Below are 25318 nucleotides of genomic sequence, written 5' to 3'. Positions count from 1 at the left end.
GGCGTAAAGAAGGTGTTAGTTATAGATGACCCGAGGTGATGTCTGCTACCCCACCCCGATAATTCCCAAGCCATGGCCTGTTGCCAGCGAGCCCGCGATAACGAGGCTGGCACCGGTAGCGGATTATTTTTTTCCCGGGGTAAAACTTCCCCTGGGGACACCGGGTCTACACCACCGAATTTGCGTGTTTTATCTCCAGAGGCTCTAAAGAATGGCAGCAGTACTTGTCGGACAATTCCATGCAAGAGATGCCGAGGGACGGGTGTACTCAGTGCACGAATTCCAGGAATCCATGCCCCCGGAGGACGGCGCGGCCGGATCGGAGCCCGTGACCACCTACCGCCTGGCCATCGGCGACCGGGTCAAGAAACTCGATGACAACCAGTTCCTGCTGGTGCAGTCGGATGTAACCATCGTGCGCGAGCCCGAGACCTATGTAGCTCAGTGATTCTTCGCGAGCATCATCGCCAGCTGTTGTGTCGCCACACTTGGGTTAGGATTCGTTGCTTGACCCCTCGACGGCTGGAGATGGACTTCAAGCATGCGTTTACGTCATATCGAAGTGATTCAGGCGCTCCTGCAAACCGCTCACCTGGGCACTGCCGCCGAACTGCTGCAACTTTCGGTGGCCGAGGTCGAGGCCCTGCTGCGCGACGCCGAGAGCCAATTGGGCTTCATGCTGTTCGCCAGTGTTCGCGGCCGTTTGCAGGCCACCCGTGAAGCCCGGGAGCTGCAGGGAGCCATCACCCGGGTGTATGACGCTTTCGAGCCCGTGCAGCGCCTGGCCGACAGCCTGAGGTTCCACCAGGCGCCACCGCTGCGCCTCGTCGGCACCCCGCCGCTGGTTCAGCAACTGCTACCCCAGTGCATCGCCGCCCTGCGCCGGCGCTTCGCCGACACCCCTTGCAGCCTGCTCGGCCAGAGCACCCGGGACATGGTCCACAGCCTGCTGCTGCGTGACTGCGATCTGGGCCTGAGCCTGCACGATCCGCAGCACCCGGACATCCACAGCCAGGCCCTGGCCCAGGGCAAGCTGTTTCTCCTGGCGCCCCACGGCTGGCTGCAACCCAAGCAGAAATACGTCGCCCTGCAGGATCTGGCCGGCCAGGCCATGGTCGGCCTGGAGGGCCAGGACCCGCTGAGCGTGATGCTTGCCAGCAAATTGCAGAACCTGCGCCCCAGCCCGGTGATCCAGACCCGGGTGCAGACCTATCAGATGATGCGCAGCCTGGTGGAAGCTGGCGAAGGTCTGGCCATCGTCGACCCCTTCACCGCCGTCGGCGCCCGCAGCGCCGGGCTCGATGTGTGCCCGCTGTCGCCCCCCATCAGCGTCACGCTGTACGCCTTGCGGCGCCACGGCAGCGACAGCTCGCCGCTGACCACAGCCCTGCTGGAGCTGCTCACGGAACAGGCCGAGGCCCTGCTGGCAGGTTAAAGCGCCAGCCCCTCCAGCTCATTGGCGAACAGCCGGTACCAGAAGATCGCCACCTCGGCGGTCTGCGGGTCGATACCGCGGTAACGCAGGTGGTCCACGCCCCCTACCACATAGCCGCATTGCTCGTAGAGACGGCAGGCCCCCAGGTTGTTGTTCTGGGTTTCCAGCATCATCCCCGGCAGTTTTTTCCTGCGGCTCCAGAACTGCGCCACATCCAGCAGCGCCCTGGCTACCCCGTGGCGCCGGGCCGGCGCATGCACCGCCAGCTCATCGATATGGGCGTAACCGTTCCAGTTGGTGCTGACCACCACATGGCCCACCGGCTGGTCGTCCAGATAGGCCATGAAGATCTCGCTGTCCGCGGCATTGCGGTAGCTGCTGAACTCCTCCGGGTCGATGCCATAGCATTTGCGATAGGGCACGATCCGTCGCAGGGCCCAGTCCGCCACCGGCACTTCGCGTTCGGCCACGGCATAGGCGCTGACCTCGAAGCTGAAGTCGCTGCCCCAGATATAAGCGGCAAAGCCCTCATCGGCGACTCGCACCGCCAGGCCCGGATAACGGGGATTCACAACAGGTTGCATGGCCGGGAAACTCCTCATGCCTTGATGCAATCGACGGTGTACTGGCGCCCGTCGCCCAGATCGTCATGCTGCAGCCCGTGCACATCGGCGACAAACCCCGGGAAGCTGCTGTCAAAGGCCCGGGCGAAGGCCAGGTAATCGATGATCGAACGGGTGGAATCGGTGAAACGCTCGCCCGGCATGATCAGCGGAATGCCCGGCGGATAGGGCACCAGCATCACCGCAGCGATACGCCCCTGCAACTGATCGATGGAAACCGCCTCGACCTCGCCCCGCACCAGATGGTCATAGGCATCGGCAGGCTTCATGGCCACCTCCGGCAGCACCGTGTACATGCGCTTGAGGTGCTTGGCCGTGGCGTTGCTGCGGTAGCAGGCGTGCAACTGGTCGCACAGGTCCTGCAGGCCCATGCCCTGGTAGCGCTGCGGGTCCTGCCCGGCCACGCTGGGCAGGCAGCTGGCCAGGCTGACATTGGCGTCGTAGTTGCGCTTGAACTCCAGCAGTTCGGTGAGCAGCGTGCTCCACTTGCCCTTGGTGATGCCCATGGAGAACAGCACCAGGAACGAATAGAGCCCGGTCTTTTCCACCACCAGCCCGCGCTCCCAGAGAAACTTGCTGACCACCGCCGCCGGGATCCCGTGCTCGCTCAGGGCGCCGCCCGCGGTCAGGCCGGGCATGACCAGGGTCACCTTGATCGGGTCCAGCAGCACATAGTCATCGGTGACCCCGGCAAAACCGTGCCACTCGCCCTCAGGTTCCAGCAGCCAGTCCTCGGTGCGCACCTGGTCGATGCCCTCGACCCGCTCCGGTTGCCACACCGAGAACCACCAGTCATCGGCGGCGATGTTCTGCCGCAGGTTGGCCAGGGCCCGGCGAAAGCTCAGGGCCTCGTCGAACATTTCCTGCAGCAGCGAGCGCCCTGCCGGCCCTTCCATCATCGCCGAAGCCACGTCCAGCGAGGCGATGATGCTGTACTGCGGCGAGGTGGAGATATGCATCATGAAGGCTTCGTTGAAGCGGTCGCGGTCCAGTTGCCGGGCGCCGCCATCCTGCACGTGAATCATCGAGGCCTGGCTGAAGGCCGCCAGCAGCTTGTGGGTGGAATGGGTGGTGAACACCAGCGGGCTGTCGGCGCTGCGGGACGTGCCCATGCCGTAGCGCCCGGCGAAGAACTCATGAAAGGCCGCATAGGCGTACCAGGCTTCGTCGAAGTGCAGCACCTCGACACTGTTGCCCAGGCTCTGCTTGATCAGCTCGGCGTTGTAGCACAGGCCGTCATAAGTGGAGTTGGTGACCACCGCCAGCTTGACCCTGGGCGGCCGGCCGCGGGTCAGCGGGCTGGCATCGATCTTGGCCTGGATCGACTCGGCGCTGAACTCGCTCAGGGGAATCGGCCCGATGATCCCCAGTTCGTTGCGCTCCGGGCACAGGTACAGGGGAATGGCCCCGGTCATGATGATCGAGTGCAGCACCGACTTGTGGCAGTTGCGGTCCACCAGCACCAGGTCATCGCGACCGACCATGGAATGCCAGACGATCTTGTTGGCGGTGGAGGTGCCATTGATCACGAAAAAAGTGTGATCGGCGCCAAAGTTGCGCGCGGCACGGGCCTCGGCTTCCGCCAGCGGGCCGGTGTGATCCAGCAGCGAACCCAGCTCCGGGACCGACACCGACAGGTCCGAACGCAAGGTATTCTCGCCAAAGAACTGGTGAAACGCCTGCCCCACCGGGCTCTTGCGATAGGCCACGCCACCGCCGTGCCCCGGGGTGTGCCAGGAATAGTTGGAGTCGGCGGTGTGCTGTACCAGGGCCTTGAAGAACGGTGGCAGCAAGCCATCCAGGTAGCCCCGCGCGGCCCGGGCCACTTGCCGGGCCAGGAACGGCACCGTGTCCTCGAACAGGTAGAGAATGCCCCGCAGCTGGTTGAGTTCGCTCATGGCGTCGGCGGGGGCGTTTTCCAGGGTCACCTGCTCGCCCAGGGCAAAGATCGGCAGCAGCGGCGCACGTACCCGCGCCAGGCGGATCAGTTCCACCATGTTCTGCAACAGGTGCTTGTTTTCCCCGGCCCCTTCGGCGGCGATCAACATGCAGGCCAGGCCGTGATGGGTCGAAGCCACCAGCCGCCCTTCGGCATAGTCCACCGCGGAAAAGATGCTGAACCCGTCCTTTTCCAGTTCCCGGGCGATCCCCCTGACCCGGTCCCCCGCGACCGTATCGGCCTTGATGTCGCGATGCACGATCAGGATCGGAAACTGCAGGTCTTTATACATGGGGCTCAGTGTCCTGAAACGGCGGGCAGGCCCCGCCAATCAACTCAGGGTAGAAGCTGCGCACGCTTCGTGTCACCCCAGGCATGGGCTGGGTGTAACAAAACGTCGCTCTGGAACAATTGCCGGTCCATTCCCAGCCACGCCTATAGCCGCTGCTGGGCCCGCGAAGCTGCGAAAAGGAACGAAGGGCCTTGCCTGGCGATCTCCCGCCAGGCCCCTGCGGTCCTCAATATCGCGGCGCCTCCTACGGCGCCGTTCGCCGCCTGCGGCAGCGGCAGCGGCAGCGGCAGCGGCAGCGGCCACAGCAAAGGCTTACTGCTGGGTTTCGAGCAACTGGGTCCAGAGCGCCGGGGCACCGGCGGACTTGGCGATGATTTCCAGGCGCACCTGGTGCTCGGCCAGTTCGGCGTCGCTGGCCTGGATGATCCGCCCGCGCGGGCGATCGGCCGGCAAGCGGCGGATTTCCGAAGCCTGGCCGGCTCCCTCGCCAGAGCCGTTGCCGTCCGAGGCATTGCCGGCCAGCGACAGGCTGGTCTGGCCACCGGTCATGGTCAGGTAGACGTCGGCCAGGATCTCCGAGTCGAGCAAGGCGCCGTGCAGTTCACGGCCGGAGTTGTCGACGCCGTAGCGTTTGCACAGGGCGTCGAGGCTGTTGCGCTGCCCCGGGTGCCGCTCGCGGGCCATCATCAGGGTGTCGAGGATGGTGCAGTGCTGGGTGATGTCGGCCCGTTCGTGCTGGCCCATCAAGGCGAATTCGTTGTTGATGAAGCCAACGTCGAACGCCGCGTTGTGGATGATCAGCTGCGCGCCCTGGATGAAGTCGAAGAACTCGTCGGCGACTTCGGCGAAACGCGGCTTGCCCACCAGGAATTCGTTGGTGATGCCGTGGACGCCGATGGCGCCCTCATCGCTCTCGCGATCCGGTTGCAGGTAAACGTGGAAGTGCCGGCCGGTCAGGCGCCGACCGATCAACTCGACGCAACCGATTTCAATGATCCGGTGGCCGTCGGTCACCGGCATGCCGGTGGTTTCGGTATCGAGTACAACAGATCTGTTGGCCATCAGGGGTCAGTTCTCAACGGTGGAAGTGTTTCAAAGCGCGGGATTTTAGCACGCTCTGGCGGCAGGACACCCATGGCGGATTCATCAGCCCCCAGCCTGTGCAGTTTTTAACAATCCTTAGCAAAGCTGCTGCAGTTCGCTGCAACGCAAAGCGCTAGGGTGCCCGACGATATTTTCCGCCGGACCCAGCCCTGCCATGACCCCCAGCAAAACCCGACTGGCCTGCGCGCTCTGCGCCTGCCTGTTCGCCGACCTCGTCCAGGCCAGCGCCCTGGTGATCAGCACCGACATCAGCATGAGCCTGACCCTGAGCTCAACCGAGGGCAGCTCCAAAGCCAGCAGCTCATTCAAGGACGACAAACTTGTGCTCGCCGCCCAGAGCGATGCCGCGGCCTTCGTGGCCAGCGCCGGCGAGATCCGTGGCGCCCGGTTGGAAGCCGCCCTGATGCACATTCGCCAGGTGCTCGGCGCCCCGCCCTGTAGCGACCTGCAACTGGCCAGCGCCATGCTTGCGCTCTGAGCCCCCAGGCGCATCCGCAGCTAATTCATCGCGCGCCCCAGCCGTTCCTTTATGCGAACAAGGCTATTGCGTTACCGTGCGGCCTCACCCAGGCGCGCGGGTGCTGATACCCGGCGCTGCACTCACTCCACAGGAACCGCCCTCCCATGCTCAAGACTCGACAGATGCTCCCACTGCTGCTGGCCTTGGCCTGCTTCAGTGGCTGCTCTTCCCTTGCGCACACCGACAGCGACAGCCGACAACGGCCGCTGATCGTTGCCCATCGCGGCGGCGCCGCGGACTTTCCCGAGAACACCCTGCTGGCCATCGACAATGCCCTGCGCAATAACGTCGACATGCTCTGGCTGACAGTGCAACTCAGCCGCGATGGCGTACCGGTGCTGTACCGACCGGCCGACCTGAGCGCCAATACCCAGGCCACAGGCGCAGTCAACCAGCACACCCTGGCGCAGTTGCAGGCACTCAATGCCGGGTGGAATTTCAAGCAGACAGCAGCCGATGGCCAGGTGAGCTTTCCCTATCGCGCCCAGCCGGTGAGCCTGCCGTCGTTGCGTCAGGCGCTGATGGCGATCCCCGAGTCGGTGCCGGTGATTCTCGACATGAAGGCCCTGCCGGCTGCCCCCCAGGCCCAGGCCGTCGCCCGCTTGCTGGAACAGCTGCACGCCTGGAACCGGGTGCTGATCTACTCCACCGATGCCGGCTACCAGCAGGCTTTCGCGCCCTATCCCCAGGCCCGGCTGTTCGAATCCAGGGACAGTACCCGGGACCGGCTGGCCAGCGTCGCCCTCGCCCACCACTGCAACGCACCACCTGCACCCGGCAGTTGGGTGGCTTTCGAGTACCGGCGCCCGGTGCAACTGGTCGAGACCTTTACCCTGGGCGAGGCGCGCTCCCAGGTCGATGCCCGGCTGTGGACGCCCGCTGCGGTGGATTGCTTTCAGTCACGGGGCAAGGTGCGGATGCTGGCGATCGGCATCAATACGGCCGAGGACTACCAGGCGGCCACTTGCCTGAAGATGGATGCGGTGCTGGTGGATTCGCCCCGTGCGATGGGGGAAATGAAGCAGCGGCTCGAACGGCCGCTGCCTTGTCGCTGATTGGCCGCTCAGGGCATCAGGACTGCTTGTAGCCGCGGACCTCGTCGACACCGCGGTTGGCCAACTGGTCGGCCCGCTCGTTGCCGTGATGGCCGGTGTGGCCGCGCACCCATTTCCAGGTGACGTTGTGGCGGTTGACCTGTTCGTCGAGCTGCTGCCACAGGTCGGCATTCTTCACCGGCTCCTTGGCGGCGGTCTTCCAGCCGCGCTTCTTCCAGTTGGCCATCCACTCGTTGATGCCCTTCATCACATACTGCGAGTCGGTGACCAGCTGCACATCGCACTGGCGCTTGAGCTCTTCCAGGCCGCGGATCGCCGCCATCAGCTCCATGCGGTTGTTGGTGGTGTTGGCTTCGCCGCCCCAGAGCTCCTTTTCGACGCCCTTGCACACCAGCAGCGCGCCCCAGCCACCGGGGCCGGGATTGCCCTTGCAGGCACCGTCGGTAAAGATTTCTACGCTATCGCTCATTCACGCCTTCCATCAGAAAATTGCCATTGGCCCGCCGACCGCGATCGACCGGGCCCAGGGCCGGGCTACGCCGGCCGGGAGTGTATAAAAAGAGGGTTTCAACAGTTCATCAAGGCTCGCTGTTGCGGCGGTTGACCTTGGCCATGGGCAGCGGTACCAGCTTGCCCATCGGCTCGCGCCGCACCTGGCGCACCGGGCGCAGGCCCACGGCGATCTTGCGCGCCACCAACAGGTAGAAGCCGCCGCCGGACAGTTGCCAGTGCCCGGCCCTGCGCTCCCAGCCGGCCAGCCGCGCCTGCCATGCCGTTGAAGCAAGCGGCGGACGATAGCACCCGAAGCGGCGTTTCTCCAGCGCGAAGCCCAGCAGGTTGAGCCAGTCGCCGACCCGCGACGGGGAGATGCAGCGGGCCAGGCGCAACGCATCATGGGCGAACACATGGCGCAGGCCCCAGGTGCTCCAGGGGTTGATGCCGACAATCAGCAGATGCCCCCCAGGGCGCACGCTGCTGGCCGCCTCGCGCAGCAGGCCATGGGGCGACAGGCAGAAATCCAGGCCGTGCTGCAGCACCACCACATCGGCGGCGTGCTCGCTCAGGGGCCAGGCCTGCTCCTCGCAGACGATCTCCACCCCGGGCAAGGGCGCGCCAAGACGCACGTTGCGTTGCACCTGGGGCGCCGCCGGCGGGGTTTGCGCCGAGGGCCCGTAGTGCACCAGGTAGCCACCGAAGAAACGCCCCAGTTCCTCTTCGAGCATGCGCCGCTCTTCATCCAGCAGAAATTGCCCCAGGGGGCCGGACAGCCACTCCCGGGCCGCACTGATCAGGGCCAGCCAGTCGGGATCTGCCTGAGCGAAGGCTTTATCGGTCATTGCATTCTCCAACACGCCAAGAAGCTCTAAGATGCGCCATTGTTTTCCGCTTGGCGAATCCGAAGATGATACAGATCAGTGCCCTGCCCGCCTTCACCGATAACTACATCTGGTTGTTACAAGATCATCGCAGCCAGCGCTGCGCAGTCGTCGATCCGGGGGATGCGGCGCCGGTACTGGCCTGGCTGGAACAGCACCCGGGCTGGGTGCTCAGCGACATCCTGATCACCCACCATCACCACGATCACGTCGGCGGCGTCGAACGCCTCAAGCAGCACAGCGCGGCCACGGTCTATGGCCCGGCCCGGGAAAAGATCCCGGCCCGCGACATCGGCCTCGAAGACAACCAGCGGGTCAGCATCCTCGGCTGGGAGTTCGAGGTGTTCGCCGTGCCCGGCCACACCCTGGGGCATATCGCCTACTACCACCATGGCCTGCTGTTCTGTGGCGATACCCTGTTCGCGGCCGGTTGTGGCCGGCTGTTCGAGGGCACCCCGGAGCAGATGCACCACTCCCTCGGCCGCCTCGCCGCGCTGCCGGACGACACCCTGGTCTACTGCACCCACGAATACACCCTGAGCAACCTGCGCTTCGCCCAGGCGGTGGAACCGGCCAACCCGGACATCGCCGAACGCCTGGCGAAGGTCACGCAGATGCGTGAGCAAGGGCGCATGACCCTGCCCTCGACCCTGGCCCTGGAGAAATTGACCAACCCGTTCCTGCGTACCGGTGAAACATCCGTTAAACAAAAAGCGGACGAACGGAATGGCCAGGATAACCAGTCGCAGAGTGCGGTCTTTGCGGCTCTGAGGGCTTGGAAAGATAAGTTCTAAGCAGGCTATCGATTGGTACAAAAATTCTGAATGGTTGACCGCACCCCGGGTGCTTTCTAGAATCGCCCGACATTTTTGCCCGGAACTTACTTCCAGCCAATGTCGTCATCTATTCGTTATTCCATCAGTTCAGACGCATTGACGCGCTTGGCCCAGGCCATCGCGGTAGCTGTGTCAGCGACTCTTGCGGGCTGCCAAAGCACCGGCCATGCCCCGCAGAGCGACGCGACACACACACAGAATTTCAACGCCCGCATCAAGCAGAAACCCATCTGGCTGAGCAACCAGCCCAGCCCGCAAGTACCCCAGGACGTCTGGGAACGCATGCGCCAGGGGTTCCAATTGCAAGAAGGCCTGGGCGTCAACCCGCGTATTGAACAGCAGCGCCTGTGGTTCGCCAGCAACCCTTCCTTCCTGGAAAATGCCGGCGAGCGCGGCAGCCTTTATATCCACTACATCGTCGAGCGTCTCGAAGAGCGCAACATGCCGCTGGAACTGGCCCTGCTGCCGGTCATCGAAAGCGCCTACAACCCCCTGGCCTATTCCCGGGCCGATGCGGTGGGGCTGTGGCAGTTCGTCCCGGCCACCGGGCGCTACTTCAACCTGCGCCAGACCCGCTTCTACGATGGCCGCCGCGACATCACCGCGTCCACCACCGCGGCCATGGACTACCTGAGCCGCCTGCACGACATGTTCAACGGCGACTGGCTGCTGGCACTGGCCGCCTACAACGCCGGTGAAGGCACGGTGAGCCGGGCCATCGAGCGCAATGAAAAGCTCGGCCTGCCCACCGACTACTGGAACCTGCCGCTGCCGGCCGAGACCCAAGCCTATGTGCCCAAGCTGCTGGCCCTGTCCCAGGTGGTGCTGGCCCCGCAGGCCTACGGCGTGAACCTCAACCCGATCGCCAACGAACCCTACTTCCAGGTGGTGGAGATCAACCAGCGCATGGACCTGTCCAAGGTCGCGGCGGTGGCCAACATCGACGAGGACGAGCTGTTCCAGCTCAACCCGGCGTTCAAGCAGCGCACCACCATCGACGGCCCCCAGCACCTGCTGGTGCCGACTTCCAAGGCACAGTTGCTGACCACCAGCCTGTCCACCATGAAACCCGAAGAACTGATCAGCAAGCGCTCCCTCAAACCGGTCTTCGACCGCGACGAAGGGCGTGATTCGCTGCGGGCCAAGCGCATCTACCGGGTCAAGAATGGCGACAACCTGACCCTCATTGCCAAGGCCAACAAGGTCGACGTCCAGGACCTGCAGCGCTGGAACAAGCTCAGCGGCAAGAACCTCAAGGTCGGCCAGACGCTGGTGATGCAGGACACCCGCAAGGTGGCCAGCAAGAAAACCAGCCTGGCCAGCAACAAGAAGAAGTCGACTCAGTACAAGGTCAAGCAGGGCGACTCGCTGTACATGGTGGCCAAGCGCTTCAATGTCGAGATGCAGCACCTCAAGCGCTGGAACCCCCGCGCGGCCCAGGCCCTCAAGCCCGGCCAGATGCTGACGGTGTACCTGCCGCACTGAAATCTCCCCTGTAGGAGCCGGCTTGCCGGCGAACAGCCTTCGCCGGCAAGCCGGCTCCTACAGGAAATTTCAATTGCACGAAGCGCGCGCCAGCGAGCTTTTTCCTGCTGATACAAGCTGTTACTGTACGGAGCACAAAGCCCAAGCCGCCTGGATCGGATCTCTGTCTCGATGCGTCCCCTGCTCCTGCTCTTCATCAGCCTGGCCTTGAGCTTTCCCGCAAGCGCGACGATCACCGAAAGTCACGGTTACGCGCAGTTTGGCACGCTCAAATACCCGGCAAAGTTCACCCATTTCGATTGGGTCAACCCCGCTGCGCCCAAAGGCGGCACCTTGCGGGTCATGGCCTTTGGCACCTTCGACACCCTCAACCCCTACACCTTCAAGGGTACCAGCCCGGTCGCCACGCCGAATTTCCTGCAATACGGGGTCAACGAGCTCAACGAACCCTTGATGGTGGGCACCGGCCTGTATGCGCCTTCCGGTGATGAGCCGACTTCCAGCTACGGCCTGATCGCCCGCTCGGTGGAATACGCCGAGGACCGCAGTTGGGTGGTGTTCAACCTGCGCCCCGAAGCACGCTTTCACGATGGCAAGCCGATCACCGCCTACGATGTGGCGTTCTCCTATCGCCTGCTGCTCAAGGAAGGCCACCCGCAATACCGCACCAACCTGCAGGAAGTGCAGCGGGTGGATATCCTCGGCCCGCAGCGCATCCGCTTCGTGTTCAAGCGTGCCGGCAACCCCTTGCTGATCCTGCGCCTGGGCGAACTGCCGGTGCTGCCCCAGCATTACTGGAAGGATCGCGACTTCAAGGCCACCACCTTCACCCCGCCCCTGGGCAGCGGCCCGTACCGCATCACCCAGGTACAGCCCGGGCGCCAGCTGGTGTTCGAACGGGTCAAGGACTACTGGGGCAAGGACCTGCCAGTCAACCGCGGCTTCAACAACTTCGACCGGGTCGAAGTGGAGTTCTACCGGGACAGCGACGTGGCCTTCGAAGCCTTCAAGGCCGGCGAGTTCGACATCTATATCGAGCACCAGGCCAAGAACTGGGCCAACGGCTACAACTTCCCGGCGGTCAACCGCGGTGAGGTGATCAAGGCCCAGGTGGCGCACCAGATCCCGACCCAGACCCAGGGCCTGTTCATGAACACCCGCCGCGCCACTTTCGCCGACGTGCGGGTGCGCGAGGCGCTGGGCATGATGTTCGACTTCGAGTGGACCAACCGCACTCTTTTCAGCGGCGCCTACCAGCGCGCCCTGAGCTACTACCCCAACAGCGAGTTTTCCGCCACCGGGGTACCGCAGGGCCATGAATGGCTGCTGCTCTCGCCCTACCGCGAGCAATTGCCCGCCAGCCTGTTCAGCCAGGCCTTCAGCCTGCCGCGCACCGACGGCCGCGGCATCCCTCGTGACACCCTGCGCAAGGCCCTGGGGCTGCTCGGCGAGGCGGGCTGGAAACTCAATGGCCAGCGCCTGCAGAACAGTGCCGGGCAGCCGCTGCGCTTCGAACTGATGCTGGTCAACCCCAACCTGGAACGGATTCTCCAGCCCTACGTGGAGAACCTCGCGAGCATCGGCATCGACGCCCGCCTGCGCACCGTGGACCGGGCGCAATACAAGCAGCGCCTGGACCAGTTCGACTACGACATGATCCTCATGACCCTCAACCAGACCCTGAGCCCGGGCCTGGAGCAATGGCAGTACTTCCACTCCAGCCAGGTCTCGGTCAAGGGCAGCAAGAACTACGCAGGCATCAACAACCCGGTGGTCGATCACCTGCTGGAACAGCTGCTGGCCGCCCAGACCCGCGACGACCAACTGGCCGCGGGCCGGGCCCTGGACCGGGTGCTGCTGTGGCAGCACTACATGATTCCCAACTGGTACCTCAACTATCACCGCCTGGCCTACCGTAACCGGTTCGCCTTCGTCACCACGCCGCCCTATACCCTGGGCCTCGGCGCCTGGTGGCTGAAGTCCATGGAGAACGCCCAATGATGCCCCTGCGTGCCCTGCTCCTGCGCACTAGCGGCCTGTTGTTCAGCGCCATCGCCTGCTATGCCCAGGCTGCGCCGCAACACGCCGTGACCCTGTACAACGAAGCGCCGAAATACCCGGCGAACTTCCAGCACTTCGACTTCGTCAATCCCGACGCGCCCAAGGGCGGCACCTTCCGCATGGCCGGCTTCGGCAGCTTCGACAGCCTCAACCCGTTCATCAGCAAGGGCGTGCCGGAGCTGAACATCGGCCTGGTCTACGACACCCTGATGGCCCAGAGCCTGGATGAGCCGTTCACCGAGTACGGCCTGGTGGCCAGCAAGATCGAGAAGGCCCCGGACAACAGCTGGGTGCGCTTCTATCTGCGCCCCGAGGCGCGCTTCAACGACGGCCAGCCGATCCACGCCGAAGACGTGGTGTTCAGCTTCCAGACCCTGATGAGCGCCGGCTCGCCGCTGTACCGCGGCTACTACGCTGACGTCGACCAGGTGATCGCCGAAGACCCGCAGCGGGTGCTGTTCAAGTTCAAGCACACCAACAACCGCGAGCTGCCGCTGATCCTCGGCCAGCTGACGATCCTGCCCAAGCACTGGTGGCAAAGCCGCGACTTTGCCAAGAGCAACCTGGAGATTCCCCTGGGCAGCGGCCCTTACAAGGTCACCGAGGTCAAGGCCGGGCGCTCGATCCGCTACGAGCGGGTCAAGGACTATTGGGCCAAGGACCTGCCGGTCAACCGCGGCTTCTACAATTTCGACGTGATCACCAGCGACTACTACCGCGACAACACCGTGGCCCTGGAAGCGCTCAAGGCCGGCCAGTTCGACTACTGGCTGGAAATGAGCGCGAAGAACTGGGCCAACGCCTACAACATTCCGGCCGTGGCCCAGGGCCGCCTGATCAAGGAGCAGATCGCCAACGGCAACCCCACCGGCATGCAGGGTTTTGTCTTCAACACCCGCCGGCCGATGTTCCAGGACGTGCGGGTGCGTCACGCGCTGAGCCTGCTGCTGGACTTCGAGTGGAGCAACAAGCAGCTGTTCAACGGTGCCTACACCCGCACCCGCAGCTACTTCGAGAACTCGGAAATGGCCGCCACCGGCCTGCCGGGGCCCGAGGAACTGGCCATCCTCGAACCGCTGCGGGGCAAGATCCCCCCGCAGGTATTCGACCAGACCTTCTCCCCTTCGGTGTGCGACGGCAGCGGGATGATCCGCGCCCAGCAGCGCCAGGCCTACCAGCTGTTGCAGGAAGCCGGCTGGCGCATCGTCGACGACAAGATGGTCGACGCCCAGGGCAAGCCGGTGGTGATCGAGTTCCTGCTGGCCCAGACCGAGTTCGAGCGCGTGCTGCTGCCGTTCAAGCGCAACCTGGCCGACCTGGGCATCGACCTGGTGATCCGCCGGGTCGACGTGTCCCAGTACATCACCCGGGTGCGCTCGCGGGACTTCGACATGATCGTCGGCAGCTTCCCCCAGTCCAACTCCCCGGGTAACGAGCAACGCGAGTTCTGGATGTCCTCCAGCGCCGACAAGCCCGGCAGCCGCAACTACATCGGCCTCAAGGACCCGGCCATCGACAGCCTGGTGGAAAACCTGATCAACGCCGATTCCCGCGCCAGCCTGGTGGCCCACGCCAAGGCCCTGGACCGGGTCCTGCAATGGGGCTACTACGTGATTCCCAACTGGCACATCAAGACCTGGCGCGTGGCCTACTGGGACCATATCGGCCACCCCAAGGTCGCGCCCAAGTACGACATCGGCGTCAACACCTGGTGGATCAAGCCCGGCGCCAAGCCGGCCGTTGAACCGACCCCGGACAACCAGGCGGCCCCGGCCGAAGCGGTGTACTGACCATGCTGGCCTATATCTTTCGCCGCCTGCTGCTGATCATCCCCACGCTGCTGGGCATCCTGCTGATCAACTTCGTGATCATCCAGGCCGCGCCCGGCGGCCCGGTGGAGCAGATGATCGCCAAGCTCGAAGGCTTCGACGGCGCCACCAGCCGCATCGCCGGCGGCGGCGCCGAAGTCTCGGTGGCCGGTTCCAGCTACCGCGGCGCCCAGGGCCTGGACCCGGCGCTGATCAAGGAAATCGAGCACATGTACGGCTTCGACAAGTCGGCGCCGGAACGCCTGTGGATCATGATCAAGAACTACGCCACCCTGGATTTCGGCAACAGCTTCTTCCGTGACGCCAAGGTGGTGGACCTGATCAAGGAGAAGATGCCGGTGTCCATCTCCCTCGGGTTGTGGAGCACCCTGATCATGTACCTGGTGTCGATCCCCCTGGGGATCGCCAAGGCCACCCGCCACGGCAGCCACTTCGATGTCTGGACCAGTTCGGCGATCATCGTCGGCTACGCGATCCCGGCCTTCCTGTTCGCCATCCTGCTGATCGTGGTGTTCGCAGGCGGCAGCTATTTCAACTGGTTCCCCCTGCGCGGCCTGACCTCCAACGACTTCGACCAGCTGAGCTGGGGCGGCAAGATCCTCGACTACTTCTGGCACCTGGCGCTGCCGGTCACCGCCCTGGTGATCGGCCACTTCGCCACCATGACCCTGCTGACCAAGAACAGCTTCCTCGACGAGATCAACAAGCAGTACGTGGTCACCGCCAAGGCCAAGGGCCTGACCCAGCGCCGGGTGCTCTACGGCCATGTGTTCCGCAACGCCATGCTGCTGGTGATCGCCGGCTTCCCCTCGGCCTTCATCGGCATCTTCTTCACCGGCTCCCTGCTGGTGGAAGTGATCTTCTCCCTCGACGGCCTGGGCCTGATGAGCTTCGAGGCAGCGATCAACCGCGACTACCCGGTGGTGTTCGGCACCCTGTTCATCTTCACCCTGCTGGGGCTGGTGGTGAAACTGATCGGCGACCTGACCTACACCCTGGTCGACCCTCGCATCGACTTCGACAGCCGGGAGCATTGAGATGAACCTGTCCCCCCTCAATCGCCGGCGCTTCGAGCGCTTCAAGGCCAACAAGCGCGGCTGGTGGTCGCTGTGGCTGTTCCTGGTGCTGTTCGTCCTCAGCCTGGGCGCCGAGCTGATCGCCAACGACAAGCCGCTGGTGGTGCACTACGAAGGCGGCTGGTACTTCCCGGCCCTCAAGCGCTACCCGGAAACCACCTTCGGCGGCGAATTCCCCCTGGAAGCCAACTACAAGAGCCCCTACATCCGCGAACTGCTGGCGCAGAAGGATGCCTGGGTACTCTGGGCACCGATCCCCTTCAGCTACCAGAGCATCAACTACGACCTGCGGGTGCCGGCCCCCGCGCCGCCTTCGGCGGACAACCTGCTGGGCACCGACGACCAGGGCCGCGACGTGCTGGCCCGGGTCATCTACGGGTTCCGGGTGTCGGTGCTGTTCGCCCTGACCCTGACCATTCTCAGCTCCATCATCGGCGTCATCGCCGGCGCCCTGCAGGGCTTCTACGGCGGCTGGGTGGACCTGGTGGGCCAGCGCTTCCTGGAGATCTGGTCCGGCCTGCCGGTGCTCTACCTGCTGATCATCCTCGCCAGCTTCGTGCAGCCCAATTTCTGGTGGCTGCTGGGGATCATGCTGCTGTTCTCCTGGATGAGCCTGGTGGACGTGGTGCGGGCCGAGTTCCTGCGCGGGCGCAACCTGGAGTACGTGCGCGCGGCCCGGGCCCTGGGCATGCAGAACGGCGCCATCATGTTCCGCCACATCCTGCCCAACGCCATGGTCTCCACCATGACCTTCATGCCCTTTATCCTCACCGGCGCCATCGGCACCCTCACCGCCCTGGACTTCCTCGGTTTCGGCCTGCCGCCGGGGGCGCCATCCCTCGGCGAGCTGGTGGCCCAGGGCAAGTCCAACCTGCAGGCGCCCTGGCTGGGCATGAGCGCCTTCGCCGTGCTGGCGATCATGCTCAGCCTGCTGGTGTTCATCGGCGAATCCGCCCGCGATGCCTTCGACCCGAGGAAATGACATGACCCAGGACAACCTGATCGAAGTCCGCGACCTGGCGGTGGAGTTCGTTACCGGCGAGCACCGCCAGCGGGTGGTGCAAGGCGTCAGCTTCGACATCAAGCGCGGCGAGACCCTGGCCCTGGTGGGCGAAAGCGGCTCGGGCAAATCGGTCACCGCCCACTCCATCCTGCGGCTGCTGCCCTACCCTCTGGCGCACCACCCCAGCGGCACCATCCAGTATGCCGGGCACGACCTGCTGACCCTGAAAGAGAAGACCATCCGCCATATCCGCGGCAACCGCATCGCGATGATCTTCCAGGAGCCCATGACCTCGCTGAACCCGCTGCACAGCATCGAGAAGCAGATCAACGAAGTGCTGGGCATCCACAAGGGCCTGACCGGCAAGGTCGCCACCCGGCGCACCCTGGAACTGCTGGAGCTGGTGGGCATCCCCGAACCGCACAAGCGTCTCAAGGCCCTGCCCCACGAGCTTTCCGGCGGCCAGCGGCAACGGGTGATGATCGCCATGGCCCTGGCCAACGAGCCGGAACTGCTGATCGCCGACGAGCCCACCACAGCCCTGGATGTCACCGTGCAGCTGAAGATCCTCGAGCTGCTCAAGGAACTGCAGGCGCGCCTGGGCATGGCGCTGCTGCTGATCAGCCACGACCTGAACCTGGTGCGGCGCATTGCCCACCGGGTCTGTGTCATGCAGAAGGGTTGCATCGTCGAACAGGCATCCTGCGAAGATCTGTTCCGCGCGCCGCAGCATCCCTACACCCGGGAACTGCTGGCCGCAGAACCCAGCGGCCTGCCGGCGGCCAACGAGATTGGCCCGCCGCTGCTGGAGGTTGACAACCTCAAGGTCTGGTTCCCGATCAAGAAAGGCCTGCTGCGCAGCACCGTGGATCACGTCAAGGCAGTGGACGGCATCCACTTCAGCCTGCCCCAGGGCCAGACCCTGGGCATCGTTGGGGAAAGCGGCTCGGGCAAGTCGACCCTGGGCCTGGCGATCCTGCGCCTGATTGCCAGCCAGGGCGGCATTCGCTTCGAGGGCCAGCAACTGGACAGCCTGACCCAGCAACAGGTTCGGCCGCTGCGGCGGGAAATGCAGGTGGTGTTCCAGGACCCTTTCGGCAGCCTCAGCCCGCGCATGAGCGTGAGCCAGATCGTCGGCGAGGGCCTGCGCATCCACAAGATAGGCAGTGAGCAGGAGCAGGAACAGGCCATCATCGAAGCCCTCAAGGAGGTCGGCCTGGACCCGGACACGCGGCACCGCTACCCCCATGAGTTCTCCGGCGGGCAGCGCCAGCGCATCGCCATCGCCCGGGCCCTGGTGCTCAAGCCGCGGCTGATCCTGCTGGACGAACCGACTTCGGCCCTGGACCGCACGGTGCAGCGCCAGGTGGTGGAACTGCTGCGCACACTGCAAAGCAAGTACAACCTGACCTACTTGTTCATCAGCCACGACCTGGCGGTGGTCAAGGCCCTGAGCCACCAGTTGATGGTGATCAAGCACGGCCAGGTGGTGGAACAGGGGGACGCCGGGGGCATCTTCGACGCCCCGCAACACCCTTACACACGGCAACTGCTGGAAGCCGCCTTCCTGGCTCCGGCAAGCGCCGAATAACCTGAAACAGGAGTAGCAACATATGGGTTTTCTCGCTGGGAAGCGTGTCCTGATCGTCGGTGTCGCCAGCAAGCTGTCGATCGCCTCCGGCATCGCTGCCGCCATGCATCGTGAAGGCGCCGAGCTGGCCTTCACTTATCAGAACGAAAAACTCAAGGGCCGGGTCGAGGAATTCGCCACAGGCTGGGGCTCCAGCGCCGAGCTGTGCTTCCCTTGCGATGTGGCCAGTGACGAGCAGATCGCCCAGGTCTTCACCGCGCTGGGTAAAAAATGGGACGGACTGGACTGCATCGTCCACTCCGTGGGCTTCGCCCCTGGCGACCAGCTCGAAGGCGACTTCACCGACGCCACCACCCGCGAGGGCTTTCGCATTGCCCACGACATCAGCGCCTACAGCTTCGTGGCCCTGGCCAAGGCCGGTCGGGAAATGATGAAGGGCCGCAACGGCAGCCTGCTGACCCTGTCCTACCTGGGCGCCGAACGCACCATGCCCAACTACAACGTGATGGGCATGGCCAAGGCCTCCCTGGAAGCCGGCGTGCGCTACCTGGCCGGCTCCCTGGGCCCGGAGGGCACCCGGGTCAACGCCGTTTCCGCCGGCCCGATCCGCACCCTGGCAGCCTCGGGGATCAAGAACTTCCGCAAGATGCTGGCGGCCAACGAGGCGCAAACCCCGCTGCGGCGCAACGTCACCATCGAAGAAGTCGGCAACGCCGGCGCCTTCCTCTGCTCGGACCTGGCCTCGGGCATCAGCGGCGAGATCATGTACGTGGACGGGGGTTTCAACACCACCGCCATGGGCAACCTCGACGAGTGATCTGCGGCGGTGGCGAGGGGGCTTGCGCCCTCGCCACCCTGCCCCTTCCTGCTCATTGGAAAGGCCAAACATGAAGCTGTGCTATCTGTTGCTCGTGCTGTTTCTAGCCGGCTGCGACAACACCCAAGATACCGCCTCGAATAAAACCCGGAGCAGCGTCGCACGCCTGCACATCCCCTTGGACACACCGGTTGCCGAGTTCCTGGAAAAGAGCCCGGTGAGCTTTACCGCCGACTGCCTGGATGCGGTCCACCTATGTTGGTATGAGGCGGATCGTCAGGGAGCACTCCTTGACCTGAGCCTGGCACAGCCCGAGGGCACGCTTGAACTGGATCAGGTGGCCGGACTGCTGATTACCGTTGATGGCAATACCTCAAACACCATCCAGGAATTGAACATCGACCTTCGCGGGCTGCCGGACAACAGCACTCACAAGGCCAACAAGGCGCTTGTCTATAACCTTCTCAGGACGTTGAAGAACGCTGGATGGCAAAAATACTACTTCCCTTCCGACCCCCGAATAGCCGCTGGCGAGTTGCACAAGCTGGACTGGAAGGAAAGCCTCCTGGGTACCCAGCCACTCAGCCACCCGCTGTTCGATGCCAACCATGAGATGAGCCTTGAGCAGTGGCTGGGCAACAACATGTTCTATGACTGGTATCTCTATCACGGCAACTACATTGCGCATGTCCGAGCCCTGCGCTACGACTCGAAAATCGCCCCCTGCAAAGCGCTGTCTACCTGATAAGCCTGAACCTGATGTCCCTGGACACGTTCTGGACCCGCGACTTTGCAGAGGCACAAAGAGCCCAATGGAGAACCCTGTTCCCTGCGCATTTGAAAGAACGGCTGCAACGTCGCTCAGAAGTTCAAAGCCGGGCCAGGGCGGCCGGGGTCGACATCGAGGAAAGCTATAGCCCACCGCTGATGGAGCGCGGCCAATAGCGCCCTGCCACTGACGCCCTTCCCTACCCCGCGTCACCGGGCAGGGCTTGGCGGCAGCAACCCTCAGCGAGCCCGCTTGCTCGCCTGCTTGTGCAGGTACATGGCCTTGTCGGCGTCCGCCAGCAACGCCTCGATGTCGGGATGGCGTTCGGCGTCGTATTCGATCTGGCCGACGCTGAAGCGGATGTCATAACCCCGCTTCAAGGTGGCATTGCGCTCGTCGAGAATCTCCCGCAGGCGCGCCATGATCGCCGAAGTCTCGACATGGTCGGCAGCGGTCAGCAGGGCCACGAATTCATCGCCCCCCAGGCGGCCGATCACGTCGCTCTCGCGAAAGGCGATGCGCAGCACGTCGGCGAAGGTCTTCAGGGCGCCGTCGCCTTCGGCATGGCCGTAGGTGTCATTGATCTGCTTGAAGTCGTTGAGGTCGAAGAACAGCAAGGTCGCCGGTTTTTCCAGGCGCTTGCACACCCCCAGGGCATGCCGGGCCAGGGCCTCGAATCCGCGGCGATTGGACAGCAGGGTCAGCTCGTCCATGCTGGCCATCTGCACTGCCGCCAGTTCCTGCTCGGCCATGCGCGCCAGGTCCCGTAGCAGTGCCCGATCCTCGTCGTCCAGGTCGCGGGGCTTGATGTCGATCAGGCACAGAGTGCCGAGCTTGCTGCCATTGGTCACCGTCAGCGGGCAACCGGCATAGAAGCGGATGCCCGGCGCGCCCACCACCAGCGGGTTGTCGTGGAAGCGTTCGTCCAGGCCGGCGTCGGGCACGGTGAGGATCTGGTCACCGAGGATCGCGTGGCCACAGAAGGAAATGTCCCGCGAGGTTTCGCTGACGTCGAGCCCCACGCAGGACTTGAACCATTGGCGGTCGGCATCCACCAGGCTGACCAGGGCAATGGGCACGTTGAACAGACGCTTGGCCAGCCGGGTCAGGCGGTCGAAACGCTCCTCCGGTGAGGTGTCGAGCACATTCAGCTCCCGCAGGGTCTGGATTCTCAAGGCCTCATTGTTGGGTTTGCTGGGATACAACATCGCTGACTCCATTCGCGGCTAAGATTCCAAGCGTAGTCCAGAATAACGACGGCTTATCATCTAAAGCGGCGCGGCAGGAGCCAGTGAACAGGTGGCCCTCACAACCGGGGGGCCAACAGAACCCTCCCGTAGCCAGCCACGAACACGGCAAACGCCAGGCCTGCCAGCAGCGCTGAAAGGCCCAGCCCCAGGCTGCTGAACGGCACCAGCAGGACCCGGCACAGGGCCGCCAGGAACAGCAGCGCAAAGCCACCGGCCATGGCCCGCGAAGCCTGCAGGGGCCGGCCACTGTGGCCGAGGCTGACCCGCGCCACCATGCCCAGCACCAGCCCGCCCAGGCCACCCACCGCCAGGGCATGGGTCACCAGGCTCTGGGGTATCGACCAGCCCAGGTGCCAGAGGGCCATGCCCAGGGTTGCCAGGGCCAGCCACCCGTAGGCCAGGTACAGCGACCAGAGCAGCGGCACCCGCCACAGCCCCGGCCGGTGCCAGCGCCACAAGCGCCAGCCTTGCAGCCCCGCCAGCAGGGCGAACAGCGGCGCCAGCCACCCGCGGGGAGCGTCACCGCCGCCCAGGGCCATGGACAACGCGGCCAGCAGGCTGCCCACCAGCAACACCCGGGTCGGCCAGGGCGATGTCGGCGCCTGGGGGGGCAGTTGCAGCCCGCGCTGGATGAAGAAGGGAATCACCCGGCCGCCGATCACCGTCATCAGGGTCGCCACCAGCCACAAGGCGCCCAGTTCGCCGCGCCGCTGCCAGCTGTCCTGGTGTTCCAACAGGCCCCACAGGGTCAGCCCCTGAAACAGCGCCAGCAGCCCCAGGACCAGGACCATGGGGTAGTTCTCGCGCTTGCCGGCGCACCACAGCTCGCGCCCGATCACCGCCGCCAGCAACGGCATGAACGCCAGTTGCACCACAACGAACAGCGGGCCCGGCAGCGGCAGCCACCAGGCCAGGCGCCCCGCCAGCCACAGCAGCCACAGCAACAGCAACGGCGTACGGCTCAGGCCCGGGCGGCCGGTCCAGTTGGCCACCGCCGTCAGCAGGAAGCCGGCAACGATCGCCACGGCAAAGCCGAAGAGCATTTCGTGACGGTGCCAGGCCAGCATCCCGGCCACCGGTTGCAGGCCCACCAGCGCACCATGCAGCCACAGGCCCCAACCCACCAGGGCAAGGCAGGCAAAGCCGGCGCCGGCGAGGAAGAACGGGCGGAACCCCAGGCTCCAGAGGGGCTGGCCGGTCCAGCGGTGCCAGGCTTCAGGCAAAGACACAGGCAGCCCTCCCCTGGCACTGGGCCATGCGCCGCTGGGCCAGCAGGCGCATGACATAACCGATCTTCAACAGGGTCGGCCCGATAATCACCAGGCTGTGCATCAGCACCAGGGTGGCGATAGGCAAATGGCCGGAATGGACATAGGCGGCGTACACCCCCAGGCCCAGCAACAGGCTGCCCGACCACAGCAGCGCATTGGACAGGTGCAGTACATGCAGCGGCGAATCGAAGTAACGGCTCATGTCGACAACTCCTCGAACACACAATGGCATGACTGGCCTTTCACGTTTCATGCCAGCGCGCAGAGCCCGTAAAACCGGGCCCCTGCCACCTCAAGAGTCTTTATGACCAGATAAAGAAGAAGTCATAAAGACCGCCAACGCAGTCAATATGACTGTATTTTTCCCCGCTGCCCTTTTTCGCCGGCAAGGGCAGATTGCCCCTCTTGAGCCAATCCCCCCTCTGCAGGAGCGAGCTTGCTCGCGATGCATCGGAAAACGCCGCGCACTTCCTGTAGACCCGCGTTATCGTTGACGCCCATCGCGAGCTCGCTCGCTCCCATACAAGGATGTCGCCGATGCCCGAAGCTTCCTCCCCCGCATCCGAAAAGAGCCTGTCACGCCTGTTGCTGGAGTTGCTCTGGCAGTTGGCCGCCCTGCTCATCCCGATCTTCTTCGTCACCCTGCTGCCGCCCCCGGCGGCCCTGGGGGTGTTGCTCGGCTGCGCAGCGGCGATGACCCTGGCGGCGCGCCTGGGCTGGCCTAAAACCGCCCGCGGCCTGGCGCGGCTGATGATCAGCGCCGCGTTCGGCCTGGGCTTCAGCCTGGGCCGGGCCCTGCCGGCCTACTGGGATATCGCCGCCGCCGTCACCAGCATCTTTGCCGGGCTGGCAGCGGTCAGCCACCTGGAGCGCCGCCTGGGGCTGGTGCAGCCGAACCCCACACCGATCAGCGCCTGGGGCGGCAACGAACCGCAACAGACCCCGGAGGGCCAGCCGATCCGGGTGTTCAACCACGGCGAGATCGCCATGGGCGGGCCCACCTATTGCGACTACCTGTTCCCCGATGGGGTGCTGCTGCAAGGGCTGGGGTCCTCGGCGCGGTTTTCCAGTGACGGGCGCTACTTCGCCGCGCCGCTGCCTTCCAGGCAACACTGGGGGCTGGCCATCCTCGACCGTGAACAGCGCCGCCTGTACCGCTGCAACCGGGAACACTTCTGGGAGCTGGATGCCTTCAGCGCCGACACCCTCAGCGGCCGCCACAGCCCGCTGGTGGACAACGGCCAGCACCAGGCCAGCCTGAACAGCCTGCTGCAGGAGGCCGAATGCGTCGAACTGGTAGCGGTAGCCGATCTCTGGCTGGAGCCGGGCCAGTGGCTGGAGGCCCTGGCTCGCCAGGATTTCGAAGAAAGCGCACCCCACGGCAGCCACCGGCTGCACGCCAGCCTGGCGCTGCCGGCCAGCCTCAGGGCCCTGGAGCAACCCCTGGAACCCCTGCGCACGCCGCCCTATCGCATAAGTATCGACGGCCAGCCCAGCGGCTTGCTGCTGCGGGCGGACGCACCCCGCATCTGGCGCGACGACGGCCGGGCCCTGGCCTGCATCGCCCACGAGCAGGCGCAGCCTGAGGCCGCGTGCTGCTGGCTGTGGCAGGCCGACAAGGGCTGGCGGGCATTGCCCGCGCCCTGGGTCGCCAGCCATGCAGAACCATCCTTCTACCCTGGCCCGCTGCTCAGCCTGGACCGCCACTGGCTGGGCTACAGCGCATACCTGGACCTGGCCGAGGCGGACCAGGGGCGCTACGGCTATCGCTTGCACAGTACCCACAGCGACAGCGAAACCGGCGTCGGCCATGACCGGCAAGGCTGCCTGCAAGTGGCGCCACTGCCGCTGACCCGCACCCAGTTGCTGCAGCCCCTGGACGGCAGCGGGGCCCGGGGCGAAAGCCGGATCCAGTCCCAGCCCCTGCTGGGCGAGCAGCGCGCGCTGTTCAGCTGGCTGACGGACAACCCCCGGGGCCTGGGTGCCTACCGATGCCAGATCGGCACCTGGCAACTGCCCGGGTGCTGGTTGCTGGACCATCGGGTTTCCGATTGCCAGCGCTACCTGGCCCTGCTGCCCTGGAGCGAGACCCTGGATCTGGCCCCCCAGGTGGTGGTGGCGGACCTGCAACAGCAGCGCCTGATCTACAGCCCGGCACTGCTGGCGGCGCGCCTGCTGGACTTTCGCCAGGGCCGCCTGAGCCTGGCCGTGCTGGTCGGGCGCCTCGACCCGGACCACGCCAGCAGCCCGTTGCAACGCTTCAACCGGCCGGCGCCCGCACCTGAACACGCCGCGGCATTCTGCACCGAAGGCCCGGCCTCGCAGCCCTGCTATGAGCGCCAGGACTGGCAGGTGATCGATGACCAATTGCAGCCCGTGGCGCCCTGGCGCCTGGTGGATCGGCCTCAGGCCGCGGTCGCCGAGGGTGACTTTATCCAGCCTGCCCCCGCTGGCCGCGACGCCGCGTGGCTGTTTGGCAGCGAAACCGAGTACGCCGACAGCTGGCTGCGGGAAACCAGCCCGCGGCTCGGCGGCAACCTGCTCACCGCCTCCGGCTGTGCAGTAGGCGATCTGGCCCCGTCGCTGATCTGGTCCACCGACGCCCGCTACCTGGCCTTGACCCGGCTCCGGCTCGGCGCCGGCGACCCGCAGCAGGGCTACCGCGCCTGGCAGTTGCTGCTGCTCGATGTGCAGGAACGCAGCCTGCGCATCGCCCCCGACTGGCTGCGCCACCGCCCGCTGTTCCAGCACTTCGATGCCCGGGGCCTGGCGCTGCAGCTGTTCGAGCGGGATTGGCAGGCGGCGGACGATCCCGATCCGGGCCACAGCCTGGAGTGGGCACTGGAGGACCTGTTGCGCCTGCCTGCCGAACCCTTGCGTGAACACCAGGGGCTGTGGCTGAGCGCCACCGACTGGCCCCAGGCCCGGGCGTGGCAGGCGCTGCGCCGCCCGGCGCACCCGGCCTTCCGCGCCGGGGCTTGAGCCC

22 protein-coding genes are annotated in these 25318 nt (G+C 65.0%); 14 read left to right on the top strand and 8 right to left on the bottom strand.

Annotated features, from left to right (window positions below; genetic code table 11):
- Positions 1-211 precede the first annotated feature (211 nt).
- Together AC1RCO_RS04305 and AC1RCO_RS04300 are read left to right on the top strand one after the other, a co-directional pair.
- On the top strand, positions 212-448 hold the full coding sequence (locus AC1RCO_RS04305; protein WP_011061572.1) for a hypothetical protein: 237 nt from the start codon (positions 212-214) through the stop codon (positions 446-448).
- Between the two features lie 93 nt (positions 449-541).
- On the top strand, positions 542-1435 hold the full coding sequence (locus AC1RCO_RS04300) for a LysR family transcriptional regulator (RefSeq protein ID WP_011061573.1): 894 nt from the start codon (positions 542-544) through the stop codon (positions 1433-1435).
- Here the strand turns inward: AC1RCO_RS04300 and AC1RCO_RS04295 are convergent.
- From AC1RCO_RS04295 to dnaQ, 3 genes are all read right to left on the bottom strand, one after another.
- Positions 1432-2019 (bottom strand): GNAT family N-acetyltransferase, encoded by a 588-nt coding sequence (locus AC1RCO_RS04295; RefSeq protein WP_236203159.1) that lies wholly within the window; start codon positions 2017-2019, stop codon positions 1432-1434. The genes AC1RCO_RS04300 and AC1RCO_RS04295 overlap by 4 nt on opposite strands.
- A gap of 14 nt (positions 2020-2033) precedes the next feature.
- On the bottom strand, positions 2034-4289 hold the full coding sequence (locus AC1RCO_RS04290; RefSeq protein WP_015635813.1) for an Orn/Lys/Arg family decarboxylase: 2256 nt from the start codon (positions 4287-4289) through the stop codon (positions 2034-2036).
- A 312-nt stretch (positions 4290-4601) separates the two neighbouring features.
- Positions 4602-5351 (bottom strand): DNA polymerase III subunit epsilon, encoded by a 750-nt coding sequence (gene dnaQ / locus AC1RCO_RS04285; protein WP_011061576.1) that lies wholly within the window; start codon positions 5349-5351, stop codon positions 4602-4604.
- 196 nt (positions 5352-5547) lie between these two features.
- Between dnaQ and AC1RCO_RS04280 the strand changes: the two genes are divergently transcribed.
- Positions 5548-5871 (top strand): DUF2388 domain-containing protein, encoded by a 324-nt coding sequence (locus AC1RCO_RS04280; RefSeq protein ID WP_011061577.1) that lies wholly within the window; start codon positions 5548-5550, stop codon positions 5869-5871.
- A 146-nt stretch (positions 5872-6017) separates the two neighbouring features.
- Complete coding sequence (locus AC1RCO_RS04275) at positions 6018-6968, top strand: glycerophosphodiester phosphodiesterase family protein (RefSeq protein ID WP_404672609.1); 951 nt, start codon at positions 6018-6020, stop codon at positions 6966-6968.
- A gap of 16 nt (positions 6969-6984) precedes the next feature.
- Here the strand turns inward: AC1RCO_RS04275 and rnhA are convergent, their stop codons facing one another.
- Both rnhA and AC1RCO_RS04265 read right to left on the bottom strand, forming a co-directional pair.
- Positions 6985-7437, bottom strand: coding sequence for a ribonuclease HI (rnhA, locus tag AC1RCO_RS04270; protein WP_019092917.1), 453 nt, complete (start codon positions 7435-7437; stop codon positions 6985-6987).
- 109 nt (positions 7438-7546) lie between these two features.
- The gene (locus AC1RCO_RS04265; RefSeq protein WP_015635818.1) at positions 7547-8305 is read right to left on the bottom strand and encodes a methyltransferase domain-containing protein; all 759 of its coding nucleotides are present in this window, start codon (positions 8303-8305) and stop codon (positions 7547-7549) included.
- 65 nt (positions 8306-8370) lie between these two features.
- Here AC1RCO_RS04265 and gloB point away from each other — a divergent pair, with 65 nt between their 5' ends.
- The 9 genes from gloB to AC1RCO_RS04220 all read left to right on the top strand — a co-directional run bounded on the left by gloB (position 8371) and on the right by AC1RCO_RS04220 (position 19787).
- Entirely contained in the window at positions 8371-9138 is a 768-nt protein-coding gene (gloB, locus tag AC1RCO_RS04260; RefSeq protein WP_492617428.1) for a hydroxyacylglutathione hydrolase, read from the top strand.
- Between the two features lie 99 nt (positions 9139-9237).
- On the top strand, positions 9238-10665 hold the full coding sequence (locus AC1RCO_RS04255; protein ID WP_011061582.1) for a transglycosylase SLT domain-containing protein: 1428 nt from the start codon (positions 9238-9240) through the stop codon (positions 10663-10665).
- Between the two features lie 171 nt (positions 10666-10836).
- The gene (locus AC1RCO_RS04250; protein ID WP_011061583.1) at positions 10837-12666 is read left to right on the top strand and encodes an extracellular solute-binding protein; all 1830 of its coding nucleotides are present in this window, start codon (positions 10837-10839) and stop codon (positions 12664-12666) included.
- Complete coding sequence (locus AC1RCO_RS04245) at positions 12663-14516, top strand: extracellular solute-binding protein (protein WP_492617427.1); 1854 nt, start codon at positions 12663-12665, stop codon at positions 14514-14516. Before AC1RCO_RS04250 ends, AC1RCO_RS04245 begins: the two co-directional genes overlap by 4 nt.
- 2 nt (positions 14517-14518) lie before the next feature.
- Positions 14519-15592, top strand: a complete 1074-nt coding sequence (locus tag AC1RCO_RS04240; protein ID WP_011061585.1) for a microcin C ABC transporter permease YejB — start codon at positions 14519-14521, stop codon at positions 15590-15592.
- Between the two features lies 1 nt (position 15593).
- Positions 15594-16613 carry an ABC transporter permease gene (locus tag AC1RCO_RS04235; RefSeq protein ID WP_011061586.1) on the top strand — a complete coding sequence of 340 codons (1020 nt, stop codon included), beginning with the start codon at positions 15594-15596 and terminating at the stop codon, positions 16611-16613.
- Between the two features lies 1 nt (position 16614).
- On the top strand, positions 16615-18225 hold the full coding sequence (locus AC1RCO_RS04230) for an ABC transporter ATP-binding protein (RefSeq protein ID WP_072441657.1): 1611 nt from the start codon (positions 16615-16617) through the stop codon (positions 18223-18225).
- Positions 18226-18247: 22 nt separating this feature from the next.
- The gene (gene fabI, locus AC1RCO_RS04225) at positions 18248-19042 is read left to right on the top strand and encodes an enoyl-ACP reductase FabI (protein ID WP_011061588.1); all 795 of its coding nucleotides are present in this window, start codon (positions 18248-18250) and stop codon (positions 19040-19042) included.
- 70 nt (positions 19043-19112) lie between these two features.
- Positions 19113-19787 (top strand): hypothetical protein, encoded by a 675-nt coding sequence (locus tag AC1RCO_RS04220; protein ID WP_492617426.1) that lies wholly within the window; start codon positions 19113-19115, stop codon positions 19785-19787.
- A 263-nt stretch (positions 19788-20050) separates the two neighbouring features.
- Here the strand turns inward: AC1RCO_RS04220 and AC1RCO_RS04215 are convergent, their stop codons facing one another.
- The 3 genes from AC1RCO_RS04215 to AC1RCO_RS04205 form a co-directional block, all read right to left on the bottom strand.
- Positions 20051-21019: a sensor domain-containing diguanylate cyclase gene (locus tag AC1RCO_RS04215; RefSeq protein WP_011061590.1), complete on the bottom strand. Its 969-nt coding sequence runs from the start codon at positions 21017-21019 to the stop codon at positions 20051-20053.
- Positions 21020-21117: 98 nt separating this feature from the next.
- Positions 21118-22290 (bottom strand): NnrS family protein, encoded by a 1173-nt coding sequence (locus AC1RCO_RS04210; protein WP_492617425.1) that lies wholly within the window; start codon positions 22288-22290, stop codon positions 21118-21120.
- Positions 22277-22534, bottom strand: a complete 258-nt coding sequence (locus AC1RCO_RS04205; protein WP_041118491.1) for a hypothetical protein — start codon at positions 22532-22534, stop codon at positions 22277-22279. Before AC1RCO_RS04205 ends, AC1RCO_RS04210 begins: the two co-directional genes overlap by 14 nt.
- Before the next feature lie 335 nt (positions 22535-22869).
- Here AC1RCO_RS04205 and AC1RCO_RS04200 point away from each other — a divergent pair, with 335 nt between their 5' ends.
- Entirely contained in the window at positions 22870-25314 is a 2445-nt protein-coding gene (locus AC1RCO_RS04200; RefSeq protein ID WP_492617424.1) for a hypothetical protein, read from the top strand.
- The last annotated feature ends 4 nt before the right edge of the window (positions 25315-25318 follow it).

The sequence above is a fragment of the Pseudomonas sp. GW823-FHT03E05 genome (assembly GCF_058796855.1).
This window is presented reverse-complemented; position numbering and strand designations above follow the sequence as displayed.